Below are 13,035 nucleotides of genomic sequence, written 5' to 3'. Positions count from 1 at the left end.
CCTAGCGGCTCGTGTCCTTGAGCAGGACCGTCGAGGGGTCGACGGGGATGACCCCGGCCACCTCGACCTCCACGAGGCCGTCGCGGGAGAGCTCGCGCTGCTCCGGGAGGCGCCCGATCACGTTCTCGTTGAGCCAGCGCATCCGCACGATCTGCTCGCTCGTGAGGCGCCCTGCGTCCGGGCCCTGGACCACGTCGCCACCCTGGGCGACGAGCTCGCCGGTGAACGGGTGGACGCGCCCCGAGAGGACCGACTGGCGCAGGACGTCGACGAGCATGCGCTGGCCGCGCGGTAGCTCGGGCGAGAGACGCACGTCGAGCACGCCGGCGGACATGCCCCACCAGTAGTTGAGCGACTGCCCCTGGATCTTCTCGCCCTCCTTCTTCCAGGTGTCGTTTCTGATGGAGCGCACGAGCAGCTCGTAGTAGCGGCCCCACTTCCAGACGGGCTCGGCGAGGTGCTCCTCGGAGCCGTTGTCGCCCACGCGGTACAGGCCCCAGGACTCGCGCGGGGCGAGGGGGTTGGCGTAGTCGCGCCCGGAGATGATGTGCACGCCCTCCTCGCGCAGCTCGCGGCGCCAGTCGTAGTCCTTGGCCGAGAGCCACTTGAGGTGCACGGTCGCGTACGGGTCGACCATGGCGGCCCCGATGGCGAAGGCGTTGATCTCCGCCACGGTCGAGAAGACCGGGGACTCGGCGACGTATCCCACCTTGTGGTGGCCCGCCAGGCTCGCCGCGAGCGCGCCGAGCAGGAACTTCGCCTCGTACATGCGCCCGTAGAAGCCGCGCACGGCGCTGTGCGAGAGGCTCACCGAGCAGTTGAGGTAGGCCGGACCCGGGTGCTCGGCCGCGGCGCGCAGCGTCTGGCGCATCTGGGTGGGGGAGCAGGTGATCACGAGGTCCGTCCCGCGCTCGACGGCCTCGTCGATGGCCTGGTCGAAGGCGGCGTCGGAGCTTCGGTCGGTGAAGGAGAGCGTCGAGACGGTCGCCCCGAGGCGCCGCTCGAGCTTCTCGCGGCCGCGCTCGTGAAGCGCGATCCAGCCCGAGGAGAGCGGGTTGCGGTCGTAGACGAAGGCCACGCGGAAGGGCTTGGCGAGAACCGCCGTCTTGGCGAGGTTCTTGAGCTTGGGCAGCGGCGCGGTGCGCTCGAGGCTCGGGTCCTCGAGGTAGGCCCGCGCGCCCTCGCCCTGGGTCACCACGAACTCGCCCCAGATGCGGCCGACCTCCTCGCCGACCTGGGCGGGGGAGAGGGCGCGCACGTGCTCGAAGCCGAAGATCGTCACGTAGGTGAGCAGTGCGTCGCCGACCTGCAGGTTGAGCGAGTCGCCGCCCCGCGCGCGAAACGCCGACGAGAAGGCGTCGAAGACCGAGCGCAGGTCGCGCACGACGCCCTCGGGCCAGGGGGTGTCGAGGTCCTGGTCGAGCAGCGCCGCGAGCCGCGCGTAGAAGCCCTCCTCCGACGAGATGATGCCGTAGATGGGCGCCACGCGGTAGAAGCGCGTGAACTCGTGGTAGACGCGCAGGGCCTTCTCGTCCGACGGCATGGGGATCACGCGCGTGATGTTGGCGAGGATGGTGGGCATGCCGAGGTAGCGCGAGACCGAGACGCGCTTGTTGCCCTCCTGCACGTAGAAGCGCTGCAGGTACTCGTAGACGACGATCGGGTCGCGCAGGCCCTCGGCGCGCTGGGAGTCGATGAGGTCGCTCCACTTGGCGGCAAACTCCGAGCTCGCCTCCGCGATGGGCATGAAGTCGCTCGAGAACATGTTCTGGCGCCCGCGCGTCTTGGTTCCGGCGATGAGCGTCAGGTCCACCTCGGTGAGGCCGACGGGCACCTCGCCCTGGTAGCCCTGGTTCTTGAGGATGTCGTCGAGCGCGGGGGGATAGGGGTAGTGGCCGTCCGAGACGTCACGCTCAACCTGCTTGAGGCCAAGCTTGCGGGCCTTGGCGTAGTCCTCGAGCATGAGGCTCCCTTCGCTTGCGGCGGACGTTTCCCCCTGCGTCAATGGTAGCGTTTGGGACGCCCCCGTGGTGCGGTATGCCGGTGGTCGACATCGGGTATCCTGCGAGAAGAACGAGGAGGTCCCCATGACGCACGTCACGAGAAGCAACAAGCTCGTCTGTTCGCTCGCGCTCTTCGTCGCGGGCCTGATCGCGCTCGAGGCGGTGCCGTCCTTCCCGGCGCTGCCGTTCTACTACGACCAGGGCCTCCAGCGCGTCCTGCTGTCGGCGCTCGTCTGCGCCTTCGCGGCGCTGCTCGGCGGCGCCCGCTCGCTCGCCCCCACGGGCGCGGGGGTGCGCTCGTCGCTTCGGCTGGGCGTCTACCCGCTCGCCGTGGCCGGCGCGCTGTGCGCCGTCGAGCTCTCCAGCCTCGTCGAGCTCGCGGCCGCGGGCGGCGCGGCGGCGCTGTCCGCGTCGTGGGCGTCCGACCTTGTCGGCGTCGCCTTCCTCTGTGCCTTCGTGGGCGTCTTCGAGGAGGTCCTGTTCAGGGTGGTCCTGTTCGGCGGGATGCTCTCGCGTCACGGCGCCACCAGAAACGGCCTGCTCGCAAGCGCCGTGGTCTCGTCGGTCGTCTTCGGGGCCGTGCACGTGAGCTCCGCCGCCGGCTCCACGGACCCCCTCGCCGTCGCCCAGATGCTCCTCAAGACGGCGCAGGCCGGCTTCATCGGCCTGCTGCTCTGCGCGGTCTACGTCCGGACGCGCAGCGTCCTTGGCGTGGCGGTTCTGCACGCGCTGACGGACTTTCTGCTCATGGCCCCGCTCGCGGTGCTCGGCGGCGGCGAGCAGGTCGTCGGCAGCTACGTCTACCAGGGCGGGGACGCGCTCGCCGTCGTGATGGGGGTTGCGCTCGTGGTCGTGTACGCGATCGCGGCCGCGCTCTACGTGCCCTGCGCGGTGCGCGGCTGGCGCCTGCTCGAGACGGCGCCGCTTCCCGCGCCGGGCCCCTTCGGCGGCGCCTGGGACGCCCGCGAGGACGCCGGGGACGACGTCCCCGCGCCCGGCTCGTCCGACGGACGCCCCGTTCCGCCCGAGGGGCTGTAGCGCCTCCGTGCGGGGGGGGGGTTCTTCTCGCCCCGCGCGTTGCCGCCTCGACCGGCGTGCCGCTTCGGACCGTGTGCCGCCTCGCCCCGCGTACTGCCTCGCCTGCTTAGGAATTCCGGGTTATGGCAGCCGCGGCCCTCGGCGCGCTTAAAGATCCGGGGTAATGGCAGCCGCCCCCTTCGGCGCGCTTAGGAAAACCGCGTTATGGCGAGAAGAACCCGTGTCTTTGCTTAGCAATCCGGGGTTATGGCACGGCGCGCCGTCCCTCTCGCCCTCCCGAGGCCGGGACAACCCCGGATTCCTAAGCGCCCCGGAGGCCGCGGCTGCCATAACCCCGATCTCCTAAGCGTCCGCGCCTCCCCGCCGCCCCTCTCGCCCCGTCCGCCTCGCACAGTTCCGGAACTGTGCGGCCGGGCGGGGCGCGCGGAGGGGTTTTCCCGGCTGAGGCTCTTCTCGCGCTTGGAGAGGCCGGGTCATGCGGGCCCCTCCCGCACAATTCCGGAATTGTGCGAAAAGCGCCCGGGACGACGCGGGTTCTCTAAGCGCGAGAAGGGCCCCAACAGGCGCTTTGCTCCCCAGTGCCCGCCCGCGGGCGCACAATTCCGGAATTGTGCGGCGGGCGGGGGGGTATACCGGGCGTACGGCGCCGGGCGCGCGGCACCGGCCCGCGACTGCCGGAGCCGCGCGCGGCCCAACGTTTCCCGCCCGTTTCCGTCGTGCGTCGCGCAGATGGCGTCTCGGAAACGCGCTCGTGGCGAGCGCGTAGCAAGTTCGTCTCGCTTTTCTCGCCGTGCCCGGGCGCGCCGTAGACTGCCCCTTGAACACAGACGAAGGGGGACACATGGGCACAGACGGCCTCTACCGCGCCGAGTACGAGCACGACGCCTGCGGCATCGGCGCCATCGCGCACCTGCAGGGCAGGCGCAGCCACCAGACGCTCGACGACGCGCTCTCGGTGCTCGTCAACCTCGAGCACCGCGGCGGCAAGGGTCTCGAGAAGAACACCGGAGACGGCGCGGGCGTGCTCTTCCAGGTCCCGCACCGCTTCTTCCGCAAGGAGGCGCAGAAGGAGGGCCAGCTCCTTCCCGACGAGGGCGACTACGGCGTCGCCATGCTCTTCCTGCCGCACGAGGACCCGGCTGGCGTCACCGCGGCCCGCCAGGTCTTCGAGCGCGGGTGCGCGGAGTGCGGCGTGCCGCTGCTGTTCTGGCGCGAGGTGCCGGTCGACCCGCACGACCTCGGCTCCACGGCGCGCGCCTGCATGCCGACCATCTATCAGGCGTTCCTGCGCCGCCCGGACGACGTCGCGCGCGGTCGCGACTTCGAGCGGCGCCTCTACGTCACCCGCCGCACCATCGAGCGCGCCGCCGACGCGACCCCGGCGCTCGCGGGCAAGATCTTCTACGTGTGCTCCATGTCCAGCCGCACGATCGTCTACAAGGGCATGCTCGTCGCAACGCAGATGCGCCGCTTCTACCTCGACCTCGGCGACGCCGCGGTGGAGACGGCGCTCGCCCTGGTGCACTCGCGCTACTCCACCAACACCACCCCCAGCTGGGAGCGCGCGCACCCCAACCGCCTCATCATCCACAACGGCGAGATCAACACCCTGCGCGGCAACGTCTCCTGGATCCGCGCCCGCGAGCCCATGCTCTACTCGCCGGAGCTCGGCGCCGACCTCGAGCGCGTCATGCCGATCATCAACCGCGAGGGCTCGGACTCCGCGATCCTGGACAACGTGCTCGAGTTTCTCACGATGAACGGTCGGCCCATCGACCGCGCCGTGACCCTCATGATGCCCGAGCCGTGGGACCACAACGCGGAGCTCAGCGAGAAGCGCCGCGCATACGACGCCTACCAGTCCATGCTCATGGAGCCCTGGGACGGGCCGGCGGCGATCGTCTTCACCGACGGGCGGCTCGTGGGCGCCGCGCTCGACAGAAACGGCCTGCGCCCCGCGCGCTACTACGTCACTCGCGACGAGCGCCTGATCCTCTCCTCCGAGGTGGGCACCATCGACGTGGAGCCCGAGAACGTCCTGCGCGCGGGCTGCCTCGGCCCCGGCGAGATGCTCGAGGTCGACCCCGACCAGGGGCGCGTCATCTGGAACGACGAGATCCGCGACCGGTTTGCGGCCGAGAAGCCCTACCGCGACTGGCTCGACCAGGAGACCATCGACCTCGCCGACCTCGCCGAGCCGGACGCCTCGGGCCTGCCGGCGGAGCGCGACGCGGGCGTGCCGCTCGTGACGCGCATGGCGCGCCTCGGCTACCACTTCGACGACGTGGACGAGGTCGTGCGCCCCATGGCCGAGAAGGGCGGCGTGCCCCTGGCCTCCATGGGCACCGACGCCCCGCTCGCGTGCCTCTCCACGAGGCACCGCTCGTTCTTCGACTACTTCAACCAGCTCTTCGCCCAGGTCACCAACCCGCCGATCGACGCGCTGCGTGAGAGCCTCGTCACGAGCTCGGTGCTCTACCTCGGCAACCACGGCAACCTCCTCGAGGACTGCCGCGACACCTGCCGCCTCGTGCTCCTGCCGGGCCCGATGCTCTCCGAGGCGGACTTCCGCCGCGTCTGCGCGATCGACCGCGTGGGCTTTGGCGTTGCCCGCGTGAGCGCCACCTACCCGCGCTCCGGAGGCCCGGGCGCCCTCGAGCACGCCCTCGACGAGCTTGCCGCGCGCGTCGAGAAGGACGTGCGCGCCGGCGCCAACATCGTGGTGATCTCGGACCGCGCGGCGGCCGGCGAGGTGAGCGTCCCGTCGTTGCTGGCCCTGGGCTGCGTGCACAACCACCTCATCCGCTGCGGCCTGCGCACCCGCGCCGACCTCGTGGTGGAGTCTGGCGACGCGTTCTCGGCGCACGACTTCGCGTGCCTCGTGTCCTTCTCGGCCTCCGGCATCTACCCGTACATGGCCCACGACTGCATCGCCGACCTCTGCGCGCGCGGCGAGCTGTCGCTCGCGCCCGATGAGGCGATCGCCAACTACGACCGCGCAGTCACGGCCGGCATCGTCTCGATCATGTCCAAGATGGGCATCTCCACGATGCAGGGCTACCACTCCGCGCAGATCTTCGAGATTCTGGGCCTCTCCGACGAGCTCGTGGACAGGTACTTCACGTTCACGGCCACGCGCGTGGGCGGCCTCACGGTCGCAGACCTCCAGCGCGAGCTCGACCAGCGCTACGACGACGCGCTCGCGCTCGCCAAGTCCCCCGCGCCCGAGCAGCTCCCCACCCTCGGCCTCACCAAGTGGCGCCCGGTCGGCGGCGAGGAGCACCTCATCGACCCCAAGGCCATCTACCTGCTGCAGCGCGCCTGCCGCGAGGGCGACTACGACCTCTTCAGGGAGTTCTCCGCGTGGGTGCACCGCGGCGGGCGCGCCGTGACGCTGCGCGACCTCATGGGCTTCTCGCCGGCCGGCGCGCCCGTGCCGCTCGAGGAGGTGGAGCCGGCGAGCCAGATCGTGCGTCGCTTCAACACCGGCGCGATGAGCTACGGCTCGATCAGCCGCGAGCAGCACGAGTGCCTGGCCATCGCCATGAACCGCCTGCACGGGCGCTCCAACACCGGCGAGGGCGGCGAGGACCCGGCGCGCGAGACCGCGCTGCCGAACGGCGACTCGCGACGCTCGGCCATCAAGCAGGTGGCCTCGGGGCGCTTCGGCGTGACGAGCCGCTACCTCACGAGCGCCGTCGAGATCCAGATCAAGATGGCCCAGGGCGCCAAGCCCGGCGAGGGCGGCCACCTGCCCGGGCGCAAGGTCTACCCGTGGATCGCGGAGGTGCGCCAGTCCACGCCCGGCGTCGGGCTCATCTCGCCACCGCCGCACCACGACATCTACTCGATCGAGGACCTGGCGGAGCTCATCTTCGACCTCAAGAACGCCAACCCCGACGCGCGCGTCTCGGTGAAGCTGTGCGCGCTGGCGGGCGTGGGCACCATCGCCACGGGCGTGGCAAAGGGAGGGGCCGACAAGATCCTCGTCTCCGGGCACAACGGCGGCACCGGCGCCGCCCCGCGCGACTCCATCTACCACGCAGGCATCCCGTTCGAGATCGGCCTCGCCGAGACGCAGCAGACGCTCGTGCGCAACGGCCTGCGCTCCCGCGTGGTGCTCGAGACCGACGGCAAGCTCATGAGCGGCCGCGACGTGGCAATCGCCGCGCTTCTCGGCGCCGAGGAGTTCGGCTTTGCGACGATGCCGCTCGTCGCCTGCGGCTGCCTCATGCAGCGCGACTGCCAGCGCGACACCTGCCCCGCCGGCATCGCCACGCAGAACTGCGCGCTGCGCGGGCGCTTCTCCGGCAGGCCCGAGCACGTGGTCAACTACATGACCTTCGTCGCCGAGGAGCTGCGCGAGATCATGGCGTCGCTGGGATTTCGCACGGTGGACGAGATGGTGGGCCGCTCCGACTGCCTCACGCAGGTCCGCGTGGAGGGGGAGGCCAACTGGAAGGCCAACCTGCTCGACCTCACGGACCTTCTCGCCCCCGCGACCTGCGAGTTCGGGCGGGCCATCCCCGGGGCCGACGGGCGGCACTTCCTCCCCGAGATGGGCCCCGACCTTGAGCTGGAGAAGACCCTCGACGCCACGCTCTTCGTGCCCTACACCGAGGCCGCCCGCGAGCACCTCACGCCCGTCCGCTTCCACGCCGACATCGACAACGTCAACCGCTGCGTGGGGACGCTGCTGGGAAGCCGCGTGACCAAGGCGCACCCCGAGGGGCTGCCCGAGGGCTCGATCACGGTGGACTGCGAGGGCTCCGGCGGCCAGAGCTTCGGCGCGTTCCTGCCGGCGGGCGTGACGCTCAGCATCTCCGGCGACGCCAACGACTACTTTGGCAAGGGGCTCTCGGGGGGCGTGGTCTCGGTGCGCCCGCGCGAGGGGGCAACGTACAAGTTCGACGAGAACGTCATCGTGGGCAACGTGGCCTTCTACGGCGCCACGGGGGGGCGCGGGTTCGTCAACGGCCTCGCCGGCCAGCGCTTCTGCGTGCGCAACTCCGGGGCCACGGTGGTCGTGGAGGGCGTGGGCGCCCACGGCTGCGAGTACATGACCGGAGGGCGCGTGCTCGTGCTCGGCGAGGTGGGACCAAACTTCGCTGCGGGCATGTCGGGGGGCGTCGCCTACGTGTACGACCAGTTCGGCACGCTCGCGCGGCGCTGCAACGCCGAGCTCGTGGACCTCGAGGCACCGAGCGCCGAGGAGCTCGCGGAAATCCGCGCGCTCATCGAGGAGCACGTGCGGCGCACGGCCAGCCCGCGCGGCATCAAGATGCTCTACCAGTTCGAGTCCATCCGGGGCGACTTCGTGAAGGTCATCCCGCGCGACTACGCCCGGGTCCTGGCGCACGTGGCCGAGGCAGAGGGGCGCGGGGCGACGCGCGAGGAGGCCCTGAGCTACGCGTTCGACGCGATGAGGGAGGCATAAAGCATGGGCAAGCCCGGAGCGTTTCTCACGGTGGGCCGCGTGGTCCACGAGCTGCGTGCGGTGGGCGAGCGCACGCGCGACTACCGCGAGCTCTACCGCCAGCTCCCGCCAGAGGCCCAGCGCGAGCAGGCGAGCCGCTGCATGATGTGCGGCGTGGCGTTCTGCCAGGCGGGCCTCGGCTTTGGCGGCGCGCGGCCGAGCGGCTGCCCGCTGCACAACCTCATCCCCGAGTGGAACGACCTGCTCTACCGGGGGCTCTGGCGCGAGGCGGCCGACCGCCTGGCGCTCACCTCGCCGCTGCCGGAGTTCACGAGCCGCGTGTGCCCGGCGCTGTGCGAGGCCGCCTGCAACCTCGGGCGCGACGACGAGCCTGAGACCATCCACGACAACGAGCGCGCCATCTCGGACTGGGAGTGGGCCCACGGCGGCCCGAGGCGCTTCGAGCCGGCGGCGCCTGACGCCCCGCGCGTGGCCGTGGTGGGCTCGGGCCCGGCGGGCCTCGCGGCCGCGTGGGAGCTCGCGCGCCGCGGCTGCCGCGTCAGCGTGGTGGAGCGCGCCGACCGCGCCGGGGGCCTGCTCATGTACGGCATCCCCAGCATGAAGCTCGAGAAGGACGTGGTCGAGCGGCGCGTGGCGCTCATGGAGGAGCTCGGCGTGGAGTTTCGCCTGGGCACCGACGCGGCTGACGCCGGCGTGGCCGAGGCGCTCCTTGCCGCCTCCGACGCCGTGGTGGTGGCCGCGGGTGCGCGCACGCCGCGCGGCCTCGCGGCGGCGGGCTTCGAGGAGGGGCTCGCCGCGGGCGGCGTGGCGTACGCGGTGGACTACCTCACGGCGTCCACGCGCGCGCTTCTCGACGGCGGCGAGCCGCTCCCGAGCGCGGCGGGCCTCGACGTCGTGGTGATCGGCGGCGGCGACACGGGCAACGACTGCATGGGCACCGCGGTGCGCCAGGGCGCGCGCTCGGTGCGGCAGCTCGAGTTCATGCCGCGCCCGGCGGAGCCGGGCCCGGGCACCGTGCGCTGGCCCGAGTGGCCCGCCACCCTCAAGACCGACTACGGACAGGCGGAGGCCATCGAGCTCATGGGCGGGGAGTGCCGCGAGTGGGCGGTGGACACGCGCGAGGTCCTTCTCGACGAGAGGGGAGCGGTGCGCGGACTGCGCGTGGTCGACCTCGACTGGTCCGGCGGACGCCCCGAGGCCGTGGAGGGCTCCGAGCGGGAGATGCCCGCCCAGCTCGTGCTCGTGGCGTGCGGCTTCACCGGCCCGGAGCGCGGCGTGCTCGACGCGCTCGGCGTGGCGCGCGGGGAGCGGGGGCTGCCGGAGGTGGCCGCGCCCGGCTCGCACCGTGCCGCTACGTCGGGCGAGACGCCGGTCTTCGTGGCCGGGGACGCCCGAACCGGCTCGTCGCTCGTCGTGAGCGCCATCGCAGACGCCATGGCGTGCGCGGCAGAGGTGGCCGGGGAGCTGGGGGTCTAGCCATGGGCGACGACGACGGTGGCATCGGCCTGGTCTGGCTCGTCAACGGCGAGGAGCGCGCGTTCGAGCCCTCCCCGGAGCACCGTCCGTGGCTGGAGGAGTCCTCCTCCTGGGGCTCGGCCGAGAGGCCCGCGGACGAGGCCCGCAAGCCCGACGACGACGCGCCGCCCGAGCTCGTCTGGCTTTGACCTGCGCGCTGCGCGCCCGGGCCTAGTCGTCGGTTCCGGGGCGACCCTCGTAGTTGAGGCCGGAGACGAGCTCGCGCAGGAGGTCCTTCTCGCCACGCACGAACGCCTCGGCGAGCGCGGGGTAGGCGAGCCGCGCTTCGTCGAAGAGGTCGGCGAAGCTGTCGTGGCGGACCTCGCCGGTGAAGGGGTGCTCCCAGGAGCGCCGGTCGAGGTTCGCCGCGGGGCAGTCGTCGGTGCGGCGCACGTAGTGGGAGGTCGCCTCCGCGAGCGAGCGCCCGCGGACGAGGCGCTCTGCGGCGCCGATGAGGCGCGTGCGCGTCGAGCCGGCGGGCTCCACCAGCCGCAGGGCCGCCTCGTAGTCGCGCGTGCAGCCCGCGTACTCGCCCGCGCCGAGGGGCGTGGAGAAGACCGAGAGCGCCACCTGCGAGAAGAGCGCGCCGCCCACGCGGTCGATGCGCGCCGTGCGCATGAGGTTGCCCGGCGCGGGCCGCTCCTCTACGGTGGCGCGGCGCTTCTCCCACAAGATCCAGGTATCGACGTCCGACTCGATGAGGGCGTGGACCTCGCGGGACGCCGCGGCGAGGTCGGGGTCGACGCGTCCGAGCGCGCGCTCCTGCGCGATCACGAAGGGGTGCGCCGCGCGGTCGAGCGCGTAGTGCCCGAGCATGCCGAGCGCGAAGGCGCGGCCGATGCGCTCGTCGGGGCGGGGCAGGTGGCTCACGCCGTCGCGCAGCGCGAGCAGCGCCCGCGTGACCGACCCGCCCTGGATGAGGCCGGCGAGCCGGTGGCAGGTCCGGGCGCGCGACGGCAGCGTCGAGAAGCGCGCGAACAGCGGGTCGGGGCCCTGGTTGCCGAGCAGGAAGGCGAGAAGCTCCTCCTCGCCCTCGACCATCCCCGCGGGGAGGGAGGCCGCGATGTCCTCTCCGAAGATGTGGTGCGTGATAACTGCGGGCATGACCTCTCCTCTGCCGGGTCCCTGTCCTGACTAGGGTAGCGCAACGGCGGCCGGCCGGGCCTCAGATGCCGAGCCCCGCGGCAATGACCGAGACCATGGCGTAGAGGCTCTTCTCGCCGGGGCCGCGGGCGACGCCGGGGCCGCGCGCAGCTCGGCGAGGTACTCCTGCTTAGTCATGGCAAACCCTCCCGATGTAGTCGTAGATCTGCTCCACCTCGGCGCGCTCGGCGGCCACCTGGGCCAGCCGCGCGCGTCCCGAGTCCGTGATGCGGTAGTACTTGCGCAGCCGCCCGTTGTGCTCGGCGCTGCGCGAACAGACGTGCCCCGCGGCCTCGAGCCGCTTGAGCACGGGGTAGAGCGTCGACTCCGTGAGCCCGAGCACGCCCGGCACGTCGCGGATGATCTGGTAGCCGTACGACTCCTGGTCGCAAACGGCCACGAGCACGCACGCCTCCACGAAGCCCCGCTTCATCTGCGCGTCCACGGTCCCTCCCCTCCGGCCATGCCCTTTGTTGGCTGATACTATACGACGCATAGTATCAGTCGTCAATGGGTGTTTCATGAAGGGCCTCTCGCATCGGCGTCGACCCGCGCTGCCGTAGCGTCGCGCGCCGTTCGGCGAAACATTCTGTAAGCAAACAGCAAGGAAGGTTAAAACCGTGTAAGGAGATTCCCTCCGCACAGGGAGGGGGGAAAGGAAGGAAGGTATCTGACATGGCCAACATCTCTCGCAGGAACTTCATCGCCGGCACCGCCGCCGCGGTCGCCGGCCTCGGCCTCGTTGCGTGCAACGGCGACGGCGACGCCCCGGCGGCATCCGACGGCCAGGTCGCCGAGAACAGCGTCGGGGCACCCGAGGACCTCGTGAAGGCCGCGCAGGAGGAGGGCACGCTCGTCGTCTACGGGTCCTGCGAGGAGGACTATCTCGCGGCGGCCTGCAAGCACTTCGAGGAGCTCTACGGCATCAAGGTCGAGCAGCAGCGCCTGTCCACCGGCGAGGTCCAGGCCAAGATCGAGGAGGAGAACGGCAACCCCTCCGGCGACGTCTGGTTCGGCGGGACGACCGACCCCTACAACGTCGTCACCAGGGAGGGCCTGCTCGAGCCCTACGCCGCCGCGAACGCCTCGCACATCACCGACCCCAAGTACCAGGACGCCGACGGCAACTGGTACGGCATCTACACCGGACTGCTCGGCATCATGTACAACAAGGACGAGGTCGAGCGCCTGGGCGTGAAGCCCCCCGAGGACTTCGCCGACCTCACCGACCCGCAGTACGAGGGCCTCATCTGGTCGTCCAACTACAACACCGCCGGCACCGCCAAGCTCATCATCAACACGATGATCCAGAAGTACGGCCATGACGAGGGCATCCAGTACCTCGTGGACCTCGACAAGAACGTCGAGGTATACACCAAGTCCGGCTCCGGCCCGTCCAAGAACATCGGAACCGGCGAGTGCACGATCGGCCTGGGCTTCCTCCACGACGGCATCTTCCAGATCGTTGACCAGGGCTACGGCAACATCGAGCTCGTCGTGCCGTCCTCCGGCACCTCCTGCGAGGTCGGCGCCACGGCCATCTTCAAGGGCGCCAAGCACCCCAACGCCGCCAAGCTCTGGATCGAGTACGCCCTCTCTCCCGAGTGCGTCGAGCTCGCCGCGCAGAACGGCTCCTACCAGTTCCTCGTGATCGACAACGCCCAGCAGCCCGAGATCGCCACGGAGTTCGGCCTGGACCCGAACAACGTCATGGACTATGACTTCGAGGACGCCAAGAACAACACCGACACCTACGTCGCCGAGGTCATGGAGGCCCTGGGCGGCGGGGACGACCGCTTCGAGACCGAGGACGCATAGCCTGACGTCCCCGTGCCCGCATCGCGTTTCTCGCCAAGGCACGACTGCGCCGGGCGGATGCATCCCCACATCCGCCCGGCG

Annotated in this window: 8 protein-coding genes; 5 read left to right on the top strand and 3 right to left on the bottom strand. The window is 71.2% G+C overall.

The features are described from left to right. Window position 1: 1 nt before the first annotated feature. A complete protein-coding gene (locus B5F23_RS02240; RefSeq protein WP_087351176.1) occupies window positions 2-1,963 on the bottom strand; it encodes a BMP family ABC transporter substrate-binding protein in 1,962 nt (653 codons plus the stop codon). A gap of 124 nt (window positions 1,964-2,087) precedes the next feature. On the opposite strand from B5F23_RS02240, the gene B5F23_RS02235 reads away from it, so the two are divergent. From B5F23_RS02235 to B5F23_RS02220, 4 genes are all read left to right on the top strand, one after another. Next, window positions 2,088-3,041 (top strand): CPBP family intramembrane glutamic endopeptidase, encoded by a 954-nt coding sequence (locus B5F23_RS02235; RefSeq protein WP_158096097.1) that lies wholly within the window; start codon window positions 2,088-2,090, stop codon window positions 3,039-3,041. Between the two features lie 841 nt (window positions 3,042-3,882). Continuing rightward, window positions 3,883-8,478, top strand: a complete 4,596-nt coding sequence (gltB, locus tag B5F23_RS02230; RefSeq protein WP_087351170.1) for a glutamate synthase large subunit — start codon at window positions 3,883-3,885, stop codon at window positions 8,476-8,478. Between the two features lie 3 nt (window positions 8,479-8,481). Further along, window positions 8,482-9,954: a glutamate synthase subunit beta gene (locus B5F23_RS02225; RefSeq protein WP_087351167.1), complete on the top strand. Its 1,473-nt coding sequence runs from the start codon at window positions 8,482-8,484 to the stop codon at window positions 9,952-9,954. Window positions 9,955-9,956: 2 nt separating this feature from the next. Beyond that, window positions 9,957-10,142 (top strand): hypothetical protein, encoded by a 186-nt coding sequence (locus B5F23_RS02220; RefSeq protein WP_087351164.1) that lies wholly within the window; start codon window positions 9,957-9,959, stop codon window positions 10,140-10,142. A gap of 22 nt (window positions 10,143-10,164) precedes the next feature. Here the strand turns inward: B5F23_RS02220 and B5F23_RS02215 are convergent, their stop codons facing one another. Continuing rightward, window positions 10,165-11,097 carry a zinc dependent phospholipase C family protein gene (locus tag B5F23_RS02215; protein ID WP_087351162.1) on the bottom strand — a complete coding sequence of 311 codons (933 nt, stop codon included), beginning with the start codon at window positions 11,095-11,097 and terminating at the stop codon, window positions 10,165-10,167. A 169-nt stretch (window positions 11,098-11,266) separates the two neighbouring features. After that, entirely contained in the window at window positions 11,267-11,581 is a 315-nt protein-coding gene (locus B5F23_RS02210) for a PadR family transcriptional regulator (RefSeq protein ID WP_206392183.1), read from the bottom strand. Window positions 11,582-11,811: 230 nt separating this feature from the next. Here B5F23_RS02210 and B5F23_RS02205 point away from each other — a divergent pair, with 230 nt between their 5' ends. Beyond that, window positions 11,812-12,954, top strand: a complete 1,143-nt coding sequence (locus tag B5F23_RS02205; protein ID WP_087351159.1) for an extracellular solute-binding protein — start codon at window positions 11,812-11,814, stop codon at window positions 12,952-12,954. Window positions 12,955-13,035: the final 81 nt, after the last annotated feature.

The sequence above is a fragment of the Olsenella sp. An188 genome, from assembly GCF_002160255.1.
Classification (GTDB): Bacteria; Actinomycetota; Coriobacteriia; order Coriobacteriales; family Atopobiaceae; genus Thermophilibacter; species Thermophilibacter avistercoris.
This window is presented reverse-complemented; position numbering and strand designations above follow the sequence as displayed.

Excerpts from the sequence above, each read along its gene's own strand:
- B5F23_RS02205 (WP_087351159.1), top strand. The coding sequence starts at position 11,812 with ATGGCCAACATCTCTCGCAGGAACTTCATCGCCGGCACCGCCGCCGCG.
- B5F23_RS02215 (WP_087351162.1), bottom strand. The coding sequence starts at position 11,097 with ATGCCCGCAGTTATCACGCACCACATCTTCGGAGAGGACATCGCGGCC.
- B5F23_RS02220 (WP_087351164.1), top strand. The coding sequence starts at position 9,957 with ATGGGCGACGACGACGGTGGCATCGGCCTGGTCTGGCTCGTCAACGGC.
- B5F23_RS02240 (WP_087351176.1), bottom strand. The coding sequence starts at position 1,963 with ATGCTCGAGGACTACGCCAAGGCCCGCAAGCTTGGCCTCAAGCAGGTT.
- gltB (WP_087351170.1), top strand. The coding sequence starts at position 3,883 with ATGGGCACAGACGGCCTCTACCGCGCCGAGTACGAGCACGACGCCTGC.
- B5F23_RS02225 (WP_087351167.1), top strand. The coding sequence starts at position 8,482 with ATGGGCAAGCCCGGAGCGTTTCTCACGGTGGGCCGCGTGGTCCACGAG.
- B5F23_RS02235 (WP_158096097.1), top strand. The coding sequence starts at position 2,088 with ATGACGCACGTCACGAGAAGCAACAAGCTCGTCTGTTCGCTCGCGCTC.